The sequence below is a fragment of the Cupriavidus sp. WKF15 genome (assembly GCF_029278605.1).
Lineage (GTDB): Bacteria > Pseudomonadota > Gammaproteobacteria > Burkholderiales > Burkholderiaceae > Cupriavidus.
The window spans coordinates 2,719,205-2,736,305 of record NZ_CP119572.1 but is presented as its reverse complement, the minus strand read 5'-3'; the positions used below and the strand labels follow the sequence as shown (position 1 = coordinate 2,736,305).

Annotated in this window: 15 protein-coding genes and 1 tRNA gene; 6 read left to right on the top strand and 10 right to left on the bottom strand. The window is 65.5% G+C overall.

Translation table 11 applies throughout. From position 1 onward, the window contains the following. Nucleotide 1 precedes the first annotated feature (1 nt). The 3 genes from waaC (at nucleotide 2) to CupriaWKF_RS12710 (ending at nucleotide 3,295) form a co-directional block, all read left to right on the top strand. On the top strand, nucleotides 2-1,075 hold the full coding sequence (waaC, locus tag CupriaWKF_RS12720; protein ID WP_276100792.1) for a lipopolysaccharide heptosyltransferase I: 1,074 nt from the start codon (nucleotides 2-4) through the stop codon (nucleotides 1,073-1,075). Then, nucleotides 1,075-2,364: a lipid IV(A) 3-deoxy-D-manno-octulosonic acid transferase gene (gene waaA / locus CupriaWKF_RS12715; RefSeq protein ID WP_276100790.1), complete on the top strand. Its 1,290-nt coding sequence runs from the start codon at nucleotides 1,075-1,077 to the stop codon at nucleotides 2,362-2,364. The genes waaC and waaA overlap by 1 nt, the downstream gene beginning before the upstream one ends. A 103-nt stretch (nucleotides 2,365-2,467) precedes the next feature. Then, nucleotides 2,468-3,295: an META and DUF4377 domain-containing protein gene (locus CupriaWKF_RS12710; protein ID WP_276098219.1), complete on the top strand. Its 828-nt coding sequence runs from the start codon at nucleotides 2,468-2,470 to the stop codon at nucleotides 3,293-3,295. 61 nt (nucleotides 3,296-3,356) lie between these two features. On the opposite strand, the gene CupriaWKF_RS12705 is transcribed toward CupriaWKF_RS12710, so the two are convergent. The 6 genes from CupriaWKF_RS12705 to CupriaWKF_RS12680 all read right to left on the bottom strand — a co-directional run bounded on the left by CupriaWKF_RS12705 (nucleotide 3,357) and on the right by CupriaWKF_RS12680 (nucleotide 11,234). Continuing rightward, nucleotides 3,357-4,847 (bottom strand): TolC family outer membrane protein, encoded by a 1,491-nt coding sequence (locus CupriaWKF_RS12705; RefSeq protein WP_276098218.1) that lies wholly within the window; start codon nucleotides 4,845-4,847, stop codon nucleotides 3,357-3,359. 99 nt (nucleotides 4,848-4,946) lie between these two features. Then, nucleotides 4,947-5,270 (bottom strand): rhodanese-like domain-containing protein, encoded by a 324-nt coding sequence (locus CupriaWKF_RS12700; RefSeq protein WP_276098217.1) that lies wholly within the window; start codon nucleotides 5,268-5,270, stop codon nucleotides 4,947-4,949. Nucleotides 5,271-5,283: 13 nt separating this feature from the next. Beyond that, nucleotides 5,284-5,937 carry a protein-L-isoaspartate O-methyltransferase gene (locus CupriaWKF_RS12695; RefSeq protein WP_276098216.1) on the bottom strand — a complete coding sequence of 218 codons (654 nt, stop codon included), beginning with the start codon at nucleotides 5,935-5,937 and terminating at the stop codon, nucleotides 5,284-5,286. 117 nt (nucleotides 5,938-6,054) lie between these two features. Then, nucleotides 6,055-9,270, bottom strand: a complete 3,216-nt coding sequence (locus CupriaWKF_RS12690) for an efflux RND transporter permease subunit (RefSeq protein ID WP_276098215.1) — start codon at nucleotides 9,268-9,270, stop codon at nucleotides 6,055-6,057. 12 nt (nucleotides 9,271-9,282) lie between these two features. After that, entirely contained in the window at nucleotides 9,283-10,416 is a 1,134-nt protein-coding gene (locus CupriaWKF_RS12685) for an efflux RND transporter periplasmic adaptor subunit (RefSeq protein WP_276098214.1), read from the bottom strand. After that, nucleotides 10,413-11,234 carry a TetR/AcrR family transcriptional regulator gene (locus tag CupriaWKF_RS12680; RefSeq protein ID WP_276098213.1) on the bottom strand — a complete coding sequence of 274 codons (822 nt, stop codon included), beginning with the start codon at nucleotides 11,232-11,234 and terminating at the stop codon, nucleotides 10,413-10,415. Before CupriaWKF_RS12680 ends, CupriaWKF_RS12685 begins: the two co-directional genes overlap by 4 nt. A 241-nt stretch (nucleotides 11,235-11,475) precedes the next feature. On the opposite strand from CupriaWKF_RS12680, the gene CupriaWKF_RS12675 reads away from it, so the two are divergent. The 3 genes from CupriaWKF_RS12675 (at nucleotide 11,476) to CupriaWKF_RS12665 (ending at nucleotide 13,331) form a co-directional block, all read left to right on the top strand. Next, nucleotides 11,476-11,763, top strand: a complete 288-nt coding sequence (locus tag CupriaWKF_RS12675; RefSeq protein ID WP_276098212.1) for a YkgJ family cysteine cluster protein — start codon at nucleotides 11,476-11,478, stop codon at nucleotides 11,761-11,763. Between the two features lie 64 nt (nucleotides 11,764-11,827). Next, nucleotides 11,828-12,388 carry a DUF1439 domain-containing protein gene (locus CupriaWKF_RS12670; RefSeq protein ID WP_276100789.1) on the top strand — a complete coding sequence of 187 codons (561 nt, stop codon included), beginning with the start codon at nucleotides 11,828-11,830 and terminating at the stop codon, nucleotides 12,386-12,388. A gap of 61 nt (nucleotides 12,389-12,449) precedes the next feature. After that, complete coding sequence (locus CupriaWKF_RS12665; protein ID WP_276098211.1) at nucleotides 12,450-13,331, top strand: undecaprenyl-diphosphate phosphatase; 882 nt, start codon at nucleotides 12,450-12,452, stop codon at nucleotides 13,329-13,331. Between the two features lie 69 nt (nucleotides 13,332-13,400). Here the strand turns inward: CupriaWKF_RS12665 and trmB are convergent, their stop codons facing one another. The 4 genes from trmB to CupriaWKF_RS12645 form a co-directional block, all read right to left on the bottom strand. After that, complete coding sequence (gene trmB / locus CupriaWKF_RS12660) at nucleotides 13,401-14,180, bottom strand: tRNA (guanosine(46)-N7)-methyltransferase TrmB (RefSeq protein WP_276098210.1); 780 nt, start codon at nucleotides 14,178-14,180, stop codon at nucleotides 13,401-13,403. 10 nt (nucleotides 14,181-14,190) lie between these two features. Continuing rightward, on the bottom strand, nucleotides 14,191-15,540 hold the full coding sequence (locus tag CupriaWKF_RS12655) for an O-antigen ligase family protein (RefSeq protein ID WP_276098209.1): 1,350 nt from the start codon (nucleotides 15,538-15,540) through the stop codon (nucleotides 14,191-14,193). Between the two features lie 35 nt (nucleotides 15,541-15,575). Further along, entirely contained in the window at nucleotides 15,576-16,565 is a 990-nt protein-coding gene (locus CupriaWKF_RS12650; protein ID WP_276098208.1) for a glycosyltransferase, read from the bottom strand. Between the two features lie 182 nt (nucleotides 16,566-16,747). After that, nucleotides 16,748-16,822, bottom strand: a tRNA-Gly gene (locus tag CupriaWKF_RS12645). Between the last annotated feature and the right edge of the window lie 279 nt (nucleotides 16,823-17,101).

The window sequence follows — 17,101 nt, the reverse complement described above, 5'->3', positions numbered from 1 at the left end:
GATGCGCGAGGCGATCGCCGCTCCGGCGGCACCGCAGGCCGTGACGCAGGCGGTGCCGTTCGTGTTGCCGGCCAATCCGCGCATCCTGGTGGTCAAGGTCTCGTCGCTGGGCGATGTCGTCCACAACATGCCGCTGATCCACGACCTGCGCGCGCGCTGGCCGGGCGCGCAGATCGATTGGGTGGTGGAGGAGGGCTACGTTGACCTCGTGCGCCTGCTGCCCGACGTAGCACGCGTGATCCCGTTTGCGCTGCGGCGCTGGCGCAAGCGCTTCTGGCAACCCGCCATCTGGCATGAGATCGGTGAGATTCGCGATGCGCTGCGCGCGCAGCGCTATGACGCCGTGATCGAGAGCCAGGGGTTGCTGAAGACCGCGGTGGTCGCGCGCGTGGCCGCGCGGGCTGCCGGCGCGCCGGTCATCGGCCTTGGCAACCGCACGCAGGGTTCCGGCTATGAGCCGGCTGCACGCTTGCTGTACACCGATCCCGTCCACGTTCCGCGCCAGGCGCACTCTGTACGCCGTTCGCGCCTGCTTGGCGCCGCCCTCACCGGCACGGCTCCGACCGAGCCGCCAAGGTTTTTCGGCGAGTCGGCGCAATCGCTCCATGTCGATGATCCAATCTGGGCGCAATTGCCGGCGCGCTACGCGGTGTGCTTCCACGCCACCGCCGGCGCGAAGAAGAAATGGCCGGTAGCCAGCTGGCACGCGCTCGGCCAGCGCCTGCAGGCGGATGGCCTGACCATGCTGCTGCCCTGGGGCAACGAGGCGGAGCGCCGCGCGGCACAGGAGATCGCAGCCGGTGTGCCTGGCGCGCAGGTGCTGCCGCGCTTCTCCGTGATGCAGGGCTTCGGGCTGATCAATCGCGCCGAGGTGGTCATCGGGGTAGACACCGGGCTGGTCCATATCGCTGCGGCGCTGTGCCGGCCGACCGTGGAAATCTATACCGCCACCTGGCGCTGGAAGACCGAGGGGTACTGGTCCGAGAGGATCGCCAACGTGGGCGACGACGGCGTCGTGCCCACGGTCGATGAAGTCTGGCAGGCGGCCAGCCGCGTACGCGGAGCTGGCCGATGATGCTGCGCGTCCTGTACAGCCTGCTATGGATCGTCATCCTGCCGCTGGCGTTGTTGCGGCTCTACTGGCGCGGGCGCAAGGAGCCAGGCTATGTCCGCAACGTCGGCGAGCGGCTCGGCGCCTACGGCCATCTGCCCGCGCCAGGCCCATGGCTGTGGGTGCACGCGGTTTCCGTGGGCGAGACGCGCGCGGCGCAGCCGCTCGTCGAGGCCTTGCTGGCCGCCTATCCGACGCACCGGCTGCTGCTCACGCACATGACCCCTACGGGGCGTCAGACTGGCGCGCAACTGTTCGGCAAGGAGCCGCGCGTGCTCCAGTGCTACCTGCCCTACGACTTGCCCTGGCTCGTGAGCCGGTTCTTGCGGTATTTCCGGCCGGCGGCGGGCATGCTGATGGAAACCGAGGTGTGGCCCAACCTTGTGCACGGCGCGCGCCGTGCCGGCGTGCCGCTGTTCCTCGTCAATGCACGCCTGTCGCCGCGCAGCTTCCGCCGCACGGCGCGCTTCGGACGCGCGGCGGCAGCCATGTACGCGGACTTTGCCGGCGTGCTGGCGCAGACCAGCGGCGATGCCGAGCGATTTCAGGCCCTGGGGCTCGAAGCGGTGCAGATCACGGGGAACCTCAAGTTCGATATGCAGCCGGCCCCGGCCGGGATTGAGCGCGGCCATCGTCTGCGCCAGGCATTCGGCAGTCGTGCCGTGCTGGCGGCCGCCAGCACGCGGGAGGGTGAGGAACCGTTTCTGCTGGATGCACTATCGCGCTGGCCGCGACTTGGTGGCCACACGCCAAGACCGGCCTTGCTGCTGATACCGCGCCATCCGCAACGCTTTGACGAAGTGGCGGCCATGGCGGAGCGCGCAGGCTTCTCGGTCCAGCGCCGCAGTGCGATGGATATCGACCACCTTGCCGCGCCGATCACCGCCGACATCGTGCTGGGCGATTCGATGGGCGAGATGGCCATGTACTTCGCCGCATCGGACCTGGCCTTTGTGGGCGGTAGCCTGTTGCCGCTGGGCGGGCAAAACCTGATTGAGTCCTGCGCCGTGGGCACGCCGGTGCTGGTTGGCCCGCATACCTTCAACTTTGCGCAGGCAACGGAAGATGCCATCGATGCCGGTGCATGCCGGCGCGTGGCGAACGCCGAAGAGTTGATGCAGGCCGCGGCCCGCTTGCTCGCCGATGCCACCGCGCTGACGGACATGCGCGCACATGCACGCACGTTCGCGGGGGTGCACCGCGGGGCCACGCTGCGGACGCTGGCGGCGCTGGCGCCTGCGCTGGGTGCCTGAGCCGATCGGGAATTCGTGGCAAGGCCCCAGGCTCTAAGGGGCATTAACCTGGCGCGCCCGGCAGTCGGACTGCCTGGCTCGCCTCATGACAGGAGCCGAACCCATGCAGACACTGACCCGTGATACCTGCCGCCGGATTGCCCGGCGCGGGGCAGCCGCCGCCATCCTGGCAGGTGCCCTGGGCGCGTGCGCGACCGGGCCTGCGCCTGACTCCACCGGCGCCACCACCGCCCTAAACCAGACCCAGTCCTCCGGCCCGAGCCGCTGGGAACTGGTGCGCTGGCAGCAGCCCGACGGCACTTTGCGCGACATCCCGCATGGCGACAACGGCCAGCCCATCATCTTCGAGTTCAGCGCCGGCATCGACGCCGCGCAGGGCACGGTCAGCGGCACCAGCGGCTGCAACCGCTTTACCGGCAGCTACGGCAAGACCGATACCGGCATCCGCTTCGACCACGTCGCCGGTACGCGCATGGCCTGCCCGCCGCCGCGCATGGAGCTGGAGTCGGCCTTGCTCAAGGCCATGCAGACCCCGTTCCTGACGGTTGGCACGCAGCCGACGGCGGGTTCCACGGGGCGCCAGATCATCTGGAAGACCGCCAGCGAAGACCTGCTGCAGTTCGTCGAGCGTGAGGGTGTCGGCCAGCGCGGCGCGCGCATCGATGCCGCGGGCAGCGTCGAGAAGACCGTCTATATCGATTCCCAGCGCGTGGATTGCAGCGGCGTGGGCCGGATGACCTGTTACCGCTGGCGCGAGTCGCCGGATGCGCCATGGCAGCTCTGGTATGGGCCGATCGAGGGCCTGGATTTCGAGCCGGGGGTGTCGTACAAGCTGCGTGTGCGCGAGTACAAGGTGCCCAACCCGCCTGCGGATGCCTCTTCGATCCGCTGGCAATTGCTCGGCGTGGAGTCGCGCACGCGCGCGAACTAGGGTCAGCGCATAAGCAAAACGGGCCGCATTGCGGCCCGTTTTGCGTTGTCCAGCATGTCCGTCAGGAGCGGGGCGTGCCGCTTGCCAGCGCTTCACGCCGGCCGCCGCCGCGAGCAGACGCCGCGGGCGCGGGCGTCGCCACCGCACCGACCTTGGCCTTTTGCGGCAACTGGTACATGGCCCCCGGTGCCGACGTCAGCAGCGTGTTGATCTGGACGATATCGTCTTCCTTCAGCGCGCCCGTCGATGCCTTCAGCCGCAGGCCGTTCATGATCGTGTCATAGCGCGCCTTGGCCAGGTTGGCGCGAGTCTGGAACAGCTGCGCCTCGGCATTGAGCACATCGATGTTGATGCGCACGCCAACCTCGTAACCGAGCTGGTTCGATTCCACCGCGCTCTGGGCCGAACGCTCCGCAGCTTCCAGCGCCTTGACCTGCGCCAGGCCGTTGGAGACGCCCGAATAGCTCTGGCGCGCGCCCTGCGCGGCAGTGCGGCGCGCGAATTCGAGGTCGCTGGCGGCCTTGTCGGCCAGCGCCAGCGTTTCACGCACGCGCGACTGGATCTGGCCGCCCGCGAAGATCGGCATGCTCAGCTGCACGCCGATCTGCGAGGCGTTGTAGTGCGTGGAGATCGTCTGCGTGGCGCTGCCGGTCTGGTTGGTGAAGCCGTAGGAAGCCACCAGGTCCACGGACGGCAGGTGTGCGGCGCGCGCCTTGTTGGTTTCGCGCTGCGCGGTTTCCAGGTTGTAGTTGGCCAGGCCCACCTGCAGGTTGCTGGCCTCGGCCTGCGCCGCCCAGGCGTTGGCGTCGGCCGGGATCGGCGCGGGCAGCTCGGCCTCCGGCCGCAGCCCGAGCAGTTCGTCGACGGGCTTGCCGGTGATCTGCTGCAGGTTGGCGCGGGCGACTTCCAGCGCGCTCTGCGCGGCGATCTCGGTCGAGGTGGCCAGGTCGTAGCGGGCCTGGGCGTCGTTGGCGTCGGTGATGGTGGCGGTGCCCACCTCGAAATTGCGCTTGGCCTGGGCGAGCTGCTCGCCGATGGCCTTCTTCTGCGCGCCGGCCAGATAGAGGTTGTCCTGGGCCGTGAGCACGTCGAAGTAAGCCTGCGAGGACCGGGTGATCAGGTCGAGCTGCGCCTGCTGGAACGTGACTTCGCCCGCCATCGCGACCAGCTCGCCCTGCTTGTAGGTTTCCCAGCGGTCCCAGCGGAACAGCGGCTGGCTCAGCTGCAGGGCCCAGCTGTTGTTGTCGAAGAAGCGTACCCCCGAGGCAGTGGGCAGACCCGGCGCCAGCGCCGCAGTCTGGTCCAGCCTGGTGCGGTTGGCGCCTGCCGTGCCGGTGACCAGCGGCAGCAGCCCGGCGCGGCCCTGCGGCAGCTTCTCGCGCGTGGCCAGCAACTGGGATCGCGCGCTGGCGAACTGGGCGTCATTGGACTGGGCGTCGCGGTAGACCTGCAGCAGGTCGGCAGCCGTGGCCGGCATTTGCAGCAGCGCATACAAGGACAGCGCTATAGCCAGCCGCGTCTTGCCGGACACGGCGAAAGGCGCAAACGTCATCACATCTCCAGGTTGCCGGCACAGGCGCGGCCAACAGTCGTTTTCTTGTTCGGGTTTGACTTCGCGGGCGGGCCGGCAAACTGGGTCGCGCAGCCTCTCTCAGTACTTCGGCATGGCCGGGTCCACTTCGCTCGCCCAGGCGTCGACGCCGCCGGTGAGGTTGTAGACCTTGGCATAGCCTTGGCGTTCGAGATACGCGGCTACCTGCATGCTGCGCATGCCGTGGTGGCAGATGCAGACGATGTCCGCGTCTTCGTCGAGTTCGGCAGCGCGCGCCGGAATGTCGCGCATCGGGATATGGGTGATGCCCGGCATGGCGCAGGTCTGCACCTCCCAGGGCTCACGCACATCGAGCAGGACCGGCCTGGCGCGGCTGGCATCCGCCAGCCACTGGGCCAGTTCGGCAGCTTGAATGACCTGCATGGCGGCTGTGTCCTCAGAAACGGAACTGCGACGGCTGGGCCGCGCCGACCAGCGGCTTGACCGCGGTCTCGAACAGGTTCAGCACCTGGTATTCGGTTTCCGACAGGCGCGTGATCAGGCGCGCTTCCATCACCGGCAGCGTGCCGACGAAGGCCGCGATACGGCCGCCCACCTTGACCTGCGACAGGATCGACTGCGGGATGGCCGGCAGCGAGCCGGAGATGCAGATCACGTCGTACGGCGCGGCGGCGGTCCAGCCGTCGGCGGCGTTGCCTTCGGCCACGTCGACATTGGTGACGCCGGCGCCGGCCAGGTTCTGGCGGGCCAGGGTCACGAGTTCCGGCATGATATCCACGGTCAGCACATGGCGCGCGCGGTTGGCCAGCAGCGCGGCCATGTAGCCGGAGCCGGCGCCGATTTCGAGCACGTTCTCATGCTTGCGCACGACCAGTTCCTGCAGGATGCGGGCTTCCACGCGCGGGGGCAGCATGTTCTGGCCGCCCGGCAGCGGAATCTCCATGTCGACAAAGGCCAGGCCCTTGTAGGCCGCGGGAACGAATTCCTCGCGCTTGACCACCGCCAGCAGGTCCAGGATTTCCTGGTCCAGCACATCCCACGGGCGGATTTGCTGTTCGATCATGTTGAATCGGGCTTTTTCGAGATCCATCTTGCCATTCCTTACCAATGCCAACCGCTATGTGGGTGCTTGTGTCCGGGCCGCGCGGTGCCACGGCCGGGCAGTCTTGTCAAACCCAGTATTTTAACCCTCCGTGCGCGGTCCGGCTCATTCGGCGCTCCGATGTTGTGCCACGGCCTCCGCGTCGGCCCCGGCGGGCGAAGTGGCCGCCACGGCCGCCTTGCCTTGCCAGCGCCGCCGCAGCCACGTCGCGAAATCATCAAGGTACGTATAAATCACAGGTACCACCACGAGCGTCAGGATCGACGACGTGATGATGCCGCCGATCACCGTCTGGCCCATCGGCGCGCGCTGCTCGGCGCCTTCGCCGAGGCTGAAGGCCAGCGGCACCATGCCGAAGATCATGGCCAGCGTGGTCATCAGGATCGGGCGCAGGCGCACGCGCGCGGCCTCGACCAGGGCGGCTTCGCGCGAGAGCGGCGCCTGGCCGTCGGCGCCGTCCACATGCCCGCGCCGGGCCTGGTTGGCAAAGTCCACCAGCAGGATCGCGTTCTTGGTGACCAGCCCCATCAGCATGATGAAGCCGATGATCGAGAACATGTTCAGCGTCGAGCGGAACAGCAGCAGCGCCGCGAATACGCCGATCAGCGTGAGCGGCAGCGAGGTCATGATGGCGATCGGCTGGAAGAAGCTGGCGAACTGCGAGGCCAGGATCATGTAGATGAAGATCACCGCCAGTGCCAGCGCCGAGACTGCATAGCCGAAGGACTCGTTCATCGACTTGGTGGAGCCGCCAAAGCGGTACTTGTAGCCGGCCGGCCAGGTCATGCCGTCGAGCGCTGCCTTGACGTCGCGCGCCACCTCGCCCGCGGAACGTCCGGCGGTGTTGGCAGTCAGCTCGACCTCGCGGTTCAGGTCGCGGCGGCTGATCTGGTTGGCGCCCGTGGTCGGCACCAGGTCGGCCACCTGCCGCAGCGGCACCATCTTCGGCGTGCCGTCGGGGTTGGTCTGGCTGCTGGCGATCATCAGCGCATTGAGGTCCGCCAGCCCTGTGCGCGCATCGCGCGGCAGCCGCACGCGCACGTCGTAGTTCTGGTCATCGGGCGCGCGCCACGAACTGATGGCATCGCCCGCGAGCAGCGGCCGCAGCGCATTGCCGATCTGCGCGACGCCCACGCCCAGGTCGGAGGCCAGCTCGCGGCGGATGCGCACCTCGATGGTGGGGCGGTCGTCCTTCATGCTCGAATCCAGGTCCGCCAGGCCGCGAATGGCCAGCATGCGGCGGCTGGCCTCCTGCGACAGCCGCCGCAGCTCGTTCAGGTCATCGCCCTGGATCGACACCTGGATCGCCTTCTGGCCGCCCGCGCCGTCGGGCATGCCGACCATGGTCAGCGTGATGCCGGCAATGCCGCCCAGGCGCTCCCGGATCTTCGGGTTGAGCTGCACGGTGGACAGCTTGCGCGCGCGGCGATCGACCAGCCGCACCGACACCAGCGCGTTGTTGCGCCCGGACGTATTGCCGGAATTGATCGTCGCGTAGGTATAGGCAACCTCGGGGAAAGACTTGAGCGCGGCTTCGACCTGGCGCACCTTGGCCTCGGTGACCTCGATCGACGTGCCGACCGGCGTGGTGAAGCCGACCTGTGTCTCGCCAAGGTCGGCGGCGGGCACGAATTCCGTGCCGATCAGCGGCACCAGCGCAAAGCTGCCGAAGAACGTGACGATCGCGATCAGCGTGGTGGCCAGCCGGTGCCTGAGCGCCCAGCCCAGCATGCCGGCATAGCCATGGCCCAGGGCATCCATGCGCGCGGAGAACCAGTCCAGCAGCCGGCCCACGGTGCGGCCGTACCAGCTGGTCTTGTTGCCGGTGCCGTGCAGGTCGGGGTCGTGCCAGACCGAGGACAGCATCGGGTCCAGCGTGAACGACACGAACATCGAGATCAGCACGGCCGCCACCACGGTGATGCCGAACTGGTGGAAGAAGCGCCCGATGATGCCGCCCATGAAACCCACCGGCAGGAACACCGCGACGATCGAGAACGTCGTGGCCAGCACCGCGAGGCCGATCTCGGCGGTGCCGTCCAGTGCCGAGGTGCGGTGATCCTTGCCCATCAGGTTGTGGCGCACGATGTTCTCGCGCACCACGATGGCATCGTCGATCAGCAGGCCCACGCACAGCGACAGCGCCATCAGCGTGATCACGTTGAGTGTGAAGCCGCACAGGTACATCACGCCGAAGGTGCCGATCAGCGCGATCGGCAGCGTCAGGCCCGTGATCACCGTGCTGCGCCACGAGCCCAGGAACAGGAAGACGATCGCCACGGTCAGCAGCGCGCCTTCGAGCAGCGTGGAGCGCACCTCCTTCACGCTGCTGCGGATGCCGCGCGCGGTGTCGTTGACCACGGTGAGCTGCACGCCCGCGGGCACCAGCTTGCGAACTTCATCGGCCATGCGCACCAGGCCGTCGACGGTATCCACCGTATTCTGGCCCTGCGCCTTGACCACGGATAGGAAGAGGGCGCGCTTGCCGTCGAGCAGCGCCAGGCTCTCCTGCTCTTCCTGGCCGTCGCGCACGTCGGCGATCTCGCCGAGCGTGACCGGCTGGCCCGCGCGGCGCGCGACGATGATGCGGCGGAAGGCATCGGGCGTGGCCACGCGGCCCTTGACCTGCACCACGGTCTCGGTCGCGGACGAGCGCAGTTCTCCGGCCGGCAGCTCCTGGTTCTCGCTGCGGATCGCGTTCATGACCTGGTCGATGCCGATGCCGAGCGCTTCGAGCTGCGCCGGGCGGATGCGGATCTCGACCTCGCGCTTGGTGCCGCCGACGATATTGATCGCGCCCACGCCGCGCACGGTCTCGAGCCGCTTGCGCACGATCTGGTCGGCAATGGTGGTCAGCTCGCGCTGGCTGCGCTGCGCACCGGGCGCGTTCGAGACGGAGAGATAGAAGATCGGCGCGTCGGTCGGGTCGTAGCGCAGCACGCGCGGCTCTTTGACTTCGTCGCGAAGCTGCGGGCGGATCAGCGCCAGCTTGTCGCGCACGTCCTGCGCGGCCTGGCCGACGTCGACGCTCAGGTCGAATTTGACCACGACCACGGAGGTGCCCTGGTAGGAATGCGAGAAGATCTCGTCAATGCCCGAGATCGTGTTGACGATCTCCTCGACCTTGCGCGTGACGTCGGACTCGACCGATTCCGGCGCGGCGCCCGGGTATTCGGTCTGCACCACCACCACCGGGAAGGTGATGTCGGGGAACTGGTCCACCGGCAGGCGCTGGTAGGAGAACAGGCCCACCACGATGAAGGCCAGCATCATCATGGTGGCCAGCACGGGGTTCTGGATCGACAGGCGGGTGAACCACATGGCGCGTCGTCCTCAGGCCTCAGGCCTCAGGTCCTTCACGCGGCGCACCTGGCTGCCGCTGCGCAGCGTGCCCAGGTTGTTGCGCACGATCTCGGCTCCGGCGGCCAGCCCCGAGATGATCTCGACCATGCCGCTGCCTTCGTCGCGCACGCCGGTCTGCACGGCGCGCTCGGCCAGCATGCCGTTCTCGATCACGTAGACAAAGGCGCGTTCGCCGTCGCTGCGCACGGCCGAGGCCGGCACGGACACCACGCCGCTGCGCTCGCCGAGCACCAGCGCGCCGCGCGCGAACATGCCGGCGCGCAGCCTGCCCTCGCCGTTCTGCACGCGCACATAGACCATGATGCTGCGCGTGCCCTGGCTGACAGCGGGATTGATGCGCACGAGCGCGCCAGCGAATTGCCCCGCGCCTTCCACATTCAGCCGCACCGACTGGCCCACCGAGGCGCGCGCCACGTCAGCCATCGGCACGGGCGCTTCCAGTTCCAGCACGCGCAGGTCGACCAGGTCGATCAGGCGTGTGTCGGGCGATACTTTTTCCCCGGGCTGCACCGCGCGCGCGGCGACCATGCCGTCGAGCGGGGCCTTGACCACGGTATCGTTCAATGCCTTCTGCGCCACGGCCAGCCCGCCCTGGGCGGCATCGAGGTTGGCGCGCGCCACATCGAGGTTGGACTGGTAGTTGTCGAACGCGGTCTTCGAGATAAAGCCCTTGCCGACCAGCTCGCGGTTGCGCTCCCAGGTCTGGCGCGAGTTCTCGAACTGGCCGCGTGCCGCCAGCATCTGGCCGCGTGCCTGCGCGACCTTGGCCTCGTACTCGGTCGGGTCGATGCGCACGATGACCTGTCCCGCGCGCACGGCCTCGCCTTCGCGTACGAGCACCTGCTGCACCTCGCCCGAGACCTTGGCCTTGACCGAGGCCTGGTTCAGCGCGCGCAGGCTGCCCGACAGGGGCAGCGCGACCTGCAGGTCATGCGTGCCAGCCAGCACCAGATCGGACTGCAGGAACTCCACCACGGAAGGCGCAGCGGCCTGCGCCGACGCCTGCGCCCGGCGCGTGCTGCTGGCCTTGCGTACCGCGGCGGTGGCGCTGAGCACAGCCACCGCGCCCAGTACGGCAATCAGGATCTTCGTGTTTCGCTTCATGTCTCGTCTTGTTGTGCGGCGCCTGTGGCTGCCGTCGTGTCCGGCTCGCCGGCGCCCTGCGCCAGCTGCTGGGCCTGCATCTCGTCGCGGATCTTTTCCCAGACGTAGGGTCCGGACTTCGGCGGCAGCGGGCGGTCGCGCGCCTCGCCGGTCGTCAGGCCGAACAGCAGCATTTCGAGCAGGTTGTCGAGGTAGGCATCCGGGTTGATTTCCTTGTGCGCGTAGAGGCCGAACGCACGCTGCCAGAGCATCAGGAACACCAGCGGCGCACAGACCAGCGTGGTGGCCGGATTCGCGGGCAGGGCCCGGAACTCGCCGCGCTCGACGCCGCGCGCCAGCACGCGCGCGAACAACTCGTCGCCGGGCACCATTACTTCTTCCTGGTAGAAGCGCGCGATGTCCGGGAAGTTGCCCGACTCCGCCATGATCAGCTTGGTCAGTCCCGCCACCGGCGTGGCGCCGATCAGTCCCCACCAGCCGCGCAGCAGCTCGCGCAGCAACTCCGGGGTCGAGCCCTCGAAGCGGTCGACCAGGTCCGTGCCGCGCGCCAGGGCCGGTACCAGGTTCTCGCGCACCACGGTCTTGAACAGCTCTTCCTTGTTGGCGAAGTAGAGGTACACCGTCCCCTTGGAGACGCCCGCGGCCGCAGCCACGTCTTCCAGTCGCGTGGCGGCATAGCCGCGCGCCACGAACAAGTCGAGCGCGGCAGCGACCAGTTCCTGCGGGCGGGCGGCCTTGCGCCGGCTCCAACGCGGGGCTTCGGCGTCTTTGGGGGAGGCGGGGCGGTCGATCACGGGGGTCTTGCCAGGTATTGCCATGGGTGACGAGCAGCGGGGGGCGGATATTAATAACTTATGGGTCAGTAATGTAGGGCGGGTTCGCGGCAGGGGTCAACCCGGGTTCGCCCTGCCTTGGGGCGGATAGCGCGGCACCCATACAACAAGTGACTCAAGGTGCTCCTGATGATGAATGCCTGGGAAGACCAGCGGGAGTTGCGGTCGTATTCGGGCACAATGGCGCGTTTGCCGTCGCCTGGCGACGGCCTGCTGAACCAATCACATGAGCTGTCAGTCTCACATTTCTTGCCGCGACGGCTGCGGCGCCTGTTGCATTGCGCCCTCGATCGCATCGCCGCTACCCGGCATGCCGGCTGGAAAACCGGCTGGGGTTCGTTGCGCGCAGTTGCTGCCCGATGCGAGATGCGCGGTGTTCGGCCGGCCGGAGCGGCCGGCCTTTTGCGGCGGGCTGCAACCCTCGGCCGAAATGTGTGGCGACTCGCGTGAATCGGCGCTGCGCTGGCTCACGCAGCTTGAAATCCTGACCGCGCCTGCCGGGCGCGATGCGTAATGGCTCTGCAGCTGTGCAAGGGCTGCCCGCGCCGGTCGGCGCAAATCCATCCATCGGAGGCAATATGATCCGGATTTCCCGGCGGCGCTGGACTGGCGCCATCGCCGCTGCTGTTGCGACTGTCTGGCTGGGCGCCTGCGGTTCCTTCGGCAACGAATACACGTTTTCGCAAAGCCAGCTGCAATCGGCGCTGGAGCATAAATTCCCGTTCAGCAAGCGCTACCTGGAGCTGTTCGACATCCAGTTGTCCAACCCGCGCCTGACGCTCGATGCGGCACGCAATCGTGTCAACTTGCAGTTCGATGCCATCGTTGACAACAAATTGTTCTTCCGCCAGGCGCTGGCGGGCCGGTTCGCGCTGGACAGCGGGCTGCGTTATGACGCTCCCAGCCATTCGGTAGTGCTGCAGGATCCGGAAGTCCAGCAGTTCGATGTGCAGGGACTGCCCGGCCAGTTTTCGCGCCAGATCAACGCGCTGGGCGGGATTGTGGCTGAGCAGTTCCTGCAGGGCTACGCGCTGTATACCTTCAGGCCGGACCAACTGCGTCTTGCGGGACGAGATGTCGAGCCCGGTACAATCACCGTCTTGTCCGACGGTATCAACGTCAAGATTAACCGCCCCTGAGCCACCAAGCAGGCATCGCCCGGTCCATACCGGGCATGTCCCCGCCTAATCGATCCCATCCATGGAAATCGCACTTGCCCTGAAAGCCGTGATCCTCGGCATCGTCGAAGGACTGACCGAGTTTCTGCCTATTTCGAGCACCGGCCACCTGATCCTGGCCGGCCAGTTGCTCGACTTCAACGACGAGAAGGGCAAGATCTTCGAGATCGTGATCCAGTTCGGCGCGATCCTCGCGGTCTGCTGGGAGTTCCGCCGGCGCATCGCCAATGTATTGAGCGGGCTGACCTCCGACCCGAAGGCGCAGCGCTTCGCCATCAACGTTATCGTCGCCACCGTGCCGGCTATCGTGCTGGCGCTGGTGTTCGGCAAATGGATCAAGGCCCACCTGTTCAACCCGATCACGGTGGCGCTGGCGTTCATCATCGGCGGCGTCGTGATCCTGCTGGCTGAATGGCACGACGGCCGGCGCGGCATGGTGACTGGTCCGCGCGGCAACGCCTTGCTGCAGGCCGCCAAGGCCGGCGCGCCGCGCATCGAGTCGGTGGATGACCTGAACTGGCGCGATGCCGTGAAGGTCGGCATCGCGCAGTGCTTTGCACTGGTCCCGGGCACGTCGCGTTCTGGCGCCACAATCATCGGCGGGATGCTCTTCGGCCTGTCGCGCCAGGTGGCGACCGAGTTCTCGTTTTTCCTCGCCATCCCCGTGATCTTCGGGGCGACGGTGTATGAGTTGTACAAGGCCCGCTCCCTGCTATCGGCGGACGACTTGGGCATCTTCGGTATCGGCTTCGTCTTCGCCTTCGTGTCGGCCTTCTTTTGCGTGCGCTGGCTGCTGCGCTTCGTCGCCACGCATGATTTCAAGCCCTTCGCGTGGTACCGGATTGCATTCGGCATCATCGTGCTGGCTACGGCGTACACCGGGATGGTGTCCTGGCACGCTTGATACGGCAGGCGCGGAAAACAAAAAGGCGTGGCCTGTGCCACGCCTTTTTGTTTATGCCGTTCGAGTCGTTCAGCCGCGCTTGCGGAACACGACATCCCAGACGCCATGCCCGAGTCGCACACCGCGGCGCTCGAACTTGGTAGTGGGTCGGTATTCCGGCCGCTCCGAAAAGCCGTCAGCGGCAGTAGACGTATTCTCCAGGGCAGGCTCCCCGGACAGCACTTCCACCATCTGGTGCGCGTACTCTTCCCAATCCGTGGCGCAGTGGATGTAGCCCCCCGGCTTCAGGCGCCCGGCCAGCAGCTTCACCAGCGGCGGCTGTACCAGCCGGCGCTTGTTGTGCCGCTTCTTGTGCCACGGGTCGGGGAAGTAGATATGCACGCCATCCAGGCAGTTGTCCGTCAGCATGTGGGCAATGACCTCCACGGCATCGTGCTGGATGATGCGCACGTTTTCGATGCCACGCTCGCCTGCGAGCTTCAGCAGCGCGCCCACACCAGGTTCGTGCACTTCGCAGCCGAGGAAATTGTCCTGCTGGCGCAACTGTGCGATATGCGCGGTGGTCTCGCCCATGCCGAAGCCGATTTCCAGGATCGCGGGTGCCTTGCGGCCGAATGCGGCTTCCCAGTCCAGCGGCTGGGAGGTGTAGGGCACTAGCAGGCGCGGGCCCACTTCGTCGATGGCGCGTTGTTGACCGGTGGAGGTGCGGCCGGCGCGCCGGACGAACGAACGGATGCGGCGGGGGTGGGCAACGCCTTCGGGGTCGTTCGTGGGCGGGGCATCAGCGCTCTGGGCGGCCTGCATGCCTTCTGCGGGGATCGGTTCGGTATTAGTGTCTTGGGGAAGCATGGCAACAAGGCTACCTGGCAGTTCTCTGCGCGACTGTCGTGGCGGCCTTCTTCTTATCAATGAAGGTTATGAATGTGGCAACACCCACCGCGTAGAAGGGGAAGACCTCCCACCAAAGGAACACCACGTCGGTCAGGCCGAGTACGAAAATGCCGGCACACAAGCAGGCGCCCATGCAAGCCGCTGCCCGGACTTCTTTGTCGTGATGCCTGAGATCTCGGGCGAAGTAGTAGGCGGGCACCAGGTACAAGGCCAGGAGGGCAGCAATGCCAAACAAACCGAGTCTGGCGGCATTGAACAGGAACTCATTGTGCGAATGTGCGAATTCGGCGGCTGCAGGTGTGATGACTTTCCGATTGGGCAAGTCCTCGAGGGCCTCGCGATACTTGTCTACGCCTACGCCGAAGATCGGATGCTCAAGGAAGATTGCCAAAGAGCCGTGCCATAGCTGGAATCGAAAGCCGATTGGGGTATCGACATTCGTACGAGTTACGTACAGTTCGATATCGGCTCGGGTTTCTGCTACTCGATCTTTGACCAGTTTGGCCTGGCTCAAGGCTGCGACAAGCGCAATTGCAATCAGCGCTGCTATGGCTAACTTGCGTTTCCCTCGCAAGATTCCACTGGAAAACAGTGCAATGCCGGCGAACACTGGAATCGTGATCCAAGCGCCGCGCGATTGCGACAGGTAGCTGCCATACAGGATTGCGATCGCCGCCAGCACCTTAAGCAAGATCTGAGTCTTGTCCCGCTTCTCGCTCCAGCCAAGCGAGAAGAGGCTATATGTGCCAAGCAGCATTGCCAATTCAATGAAGATCGTGATGGGAATGAAGTCGGTCGAGTATCTCACCTGGCCGCCATGGGTCAGCACTTGAGCCTTAATGGTGGACAAGATGGTGCCGGCCACGAACGCCCATTGCAGATGACGCAGATACCGCACCGGTATGATTGATACGGTCCACAGCACCAGCGCAAAAAGGGCCAGCCTCGATGGTGCGTCGATGCTTCTGCCCGAGAATTGCAGCCTTGATATCTCATTTGCCAATACCGCGAACATCGGCGCGGCCATCGCCAGGGCAAGTGGCCAGTAACGCCTGATCTGACTGGCAAACAATTGGCTCTGCGACTTCCAAGAGCAGATCAGTACCGCGAGGCCCAGCACAATCAGCAGGCCATACAGCACGCCGGCAGCACGATCCACGATCAGCGCGAGGACGTAAAAGGCTGCAAGGACAATTGCGGTAAATCGAGCCATGGCGCGGAATACCGCAGTGTCCTTTTCCATGGCAGCAAAGCCCGATAATGAAGCGGATGAAGTGAGGCTTTGATCGAATTGGGTCATTCTCTTCTTGGTCTGCACTTACTTGTGTAAACGGTAGTTCGCAGGCGAAAGCCTTATGAGGATTTCAGGTTCTGCATTAGCCGCGACCTCAGGTAGCGGCAATGCCAGTAGACGCCTTCCGCGATACGGTGTTGTGTGATCAGAAACCTGGAGAACAGTTTCAGTTCACGCGCGGTTCCCGGCCCGTCAAGCGGCGTTTCCGCCCATGGCGAGCGGGACTGGATTTCGGTGAACAATTCCCGGATGTCATGCAGACACCAGCTGTGCCACGGCTTTACCGGGCCTGTGAAGTGCATGAAAACGTAAGGCTGCGAGACGTTCAGCTTAGTCTCGCCGCGTGTCAGGTAGTCCACGAGGTGGTATCGATAGTTCCACTTCGTATCAACAAATCTGACCCGGCCATCTAGCGCGATGTTGAGGGCATCCTGGTCCGCAAATCGCATATCCAGCGTCGTGAGCGCTTTCAACGCGACCTGCTGGACGTCGGCGGCGATCCAGTTCTGCACATCGATGTACATGACGCCGGCATTGAAGTAGTGGCCGTGTTTCAGCCCCAGTGCCGGAATCTGCGTCCTGACAGTCGTATCCTTCTCATCGGCGACCGCCGCGGCGATGCAGTCGCCGAGATCGATGGCGAGCAGTCCTGACAGGTCACCAAAGCAAAGCAGGTCAGCATCCAGGTACAGCACTTGGTCCGCGATACCGCTCAGCTTCGATGGAATCAGCAAGCGGATAAAGGTGCCCAGGGAATGCTTGCTGAAGCAGGGGAACTGGCGGAAATCGTCGAGCGTGGCCGTGTCGATCAGGTGGACCCGGACCGTGACGTCATGTTGTTCTTCAAGCTTCTCCAGCTTCTCTCGGTTGTCGGCGGTGATGGAGAAAGCAAATACATGGAAAACGAAATCCAGTCCCGGGTTGTTTTCCAGGACGGATGTGATGGTCACGCCCATGCCGCGATAGTAGCCAGCGTCTACACCGAATGCGACGTGAACCGGTCCACTACCGGAGCGAAGGGTAGATACATCTCGCAGTTCAGATGGCACTTGTCATCCTCGGGTAATGGGCGAACTGTGTGGAGTAATGGGAACTCCGGCGGGATGGCGGGATGGCGGGATGCGGACAAAGAGACGCGCGGGGCTTGTCGCCTGAGCCGACATGCGCTTGCGCTTCGAGCGTGCGTCCTGCCGAATTTGGCCCGCCTTGGCTCAGGCCTTAGGCTTGGCAGTGGAGCGGGCGATGGGAATCGAACCCACGTCTTTAGCTTGGGAAGCTAAGGTAATAGCCATTATACGACGCCCGCGAACCTGTAATTCTATGCCGGATTCGAGCGAGAGTGCAAGCAACGGAGCTGGAGACTGCATTGGAAAGTGCTTCAATTGCCACCCTTGGGTGCATGCGCTGGCCTTGCTTCAACTTACCAGCACCAATTCGAAGATGTGCCAAACCAGCTTCCAGCACACCCCGGTGGCCTCCATGGCCTTCTAAGGCTCCGGGATGTTGCCATCCATGGCCAGATTATCCCCGTTCAAGCGCAAGTCACCCGCCCAAAGCCAGCTTCATCCTTCAGGGGCGGGGACCG

Excerpts from the sequence above, each read along its gene's own strand:
- waaC (WP_276100792.1), top strand. The coding sequence starts at position 2 with ATGCGCGAGGCGATCGCCGCTCCGGCGGCACCGCAGGCCGTGACGCAG.
- waaA (WP_276100790.1), top strand. The coding sequence starts at position 1,075 with ATGCTGCGCGTCCTGTACAGCCTGCTATGGATCGTCATCCTGCCGCTG.
- CupriaWKF_RS12710 (WP_276098219.1), top strand. The coding sequence starts at position 2,468 with ATGCAGACACTGACCCGTGATACCTGCCGCCGGATTGCCCGGCGCGGG.
- CupriaWKF_RS12705 (WP_276098218.1), bottom strand. The coding sequence starts at position 4,847 with ATGACGTTTGCGCCTTTCGCCGTGTCCGGCAAGACGCGGCTGGCTATA.
- CupriaWKF_RS12700 (WP_276098217.1), bottom strand. The coding sequence starts at position 5,270 with ATGCAGGTCATTCAAGCTGCCGAACTGGCCCAGTGGCTGGCGGATGCC.
- CupriaWKF_RS12695 (WP_276098216.1), bottom strand. The coding sequence starts at position 5,937 with ATGGATCTCGAAAAAGCCCGATTCAACATGATCGAACAGCAAATCCGC.
- CupriaWKF_RS12690 (WP_276098215.1), bottom strand. The coding sequence starts at position 9,270 with ATGTGGTTCACCCGCCTGTCGATCCAGAACCCCGTGCTGGCCACCATG.
- CupriaWKF_RS12685 (WP_276098214.1), bottom strand. The coding sequence starts at position 10,416 with ATGAAGCGAAACACGAAGATCCTGATTGCCGTACTGGGCGCGGTGGCT.
- CupriaWKF_RS12680 (WP_276098213.1), bottom strand. The coding sequence starts at position 11,234 with ATGGCAATACCTGGCAAGACCCCCGTGATCGACCGCCCCGCCTCCCCC.
- CupriaWKF_RS12675 (WP_276098212.1), top strand. The coding sequence starts at position 11,476 with ATGAGCTGTCAGTCTCACATTTCTTGCCGCGACGGCTGCGGCGCCTGT.
- CupriaWKF_RS12670 (WP_276100789.1), top strand. The coding sequence starts at position 11,828 with ATGATCCGGATTTCCCGGCGGCGCTGGACTGGCGCCATCGCCGCTGCT.
- CupriaWKF_RS12665 (WP_276098211.1), top strand. The coding sequence starts at position 12,450 with ATGGAAATCGCACTTGCCCTGAAAGCCGTGATCCTCGGCATCGTCGAA.
- trmB (WP_276098210.1), bottom strand. The coding sequence starts at position 14,180 with ATGCTTCCCCAAGACACTAATACCGAACCGATCCCCGCAGAAGGCATG.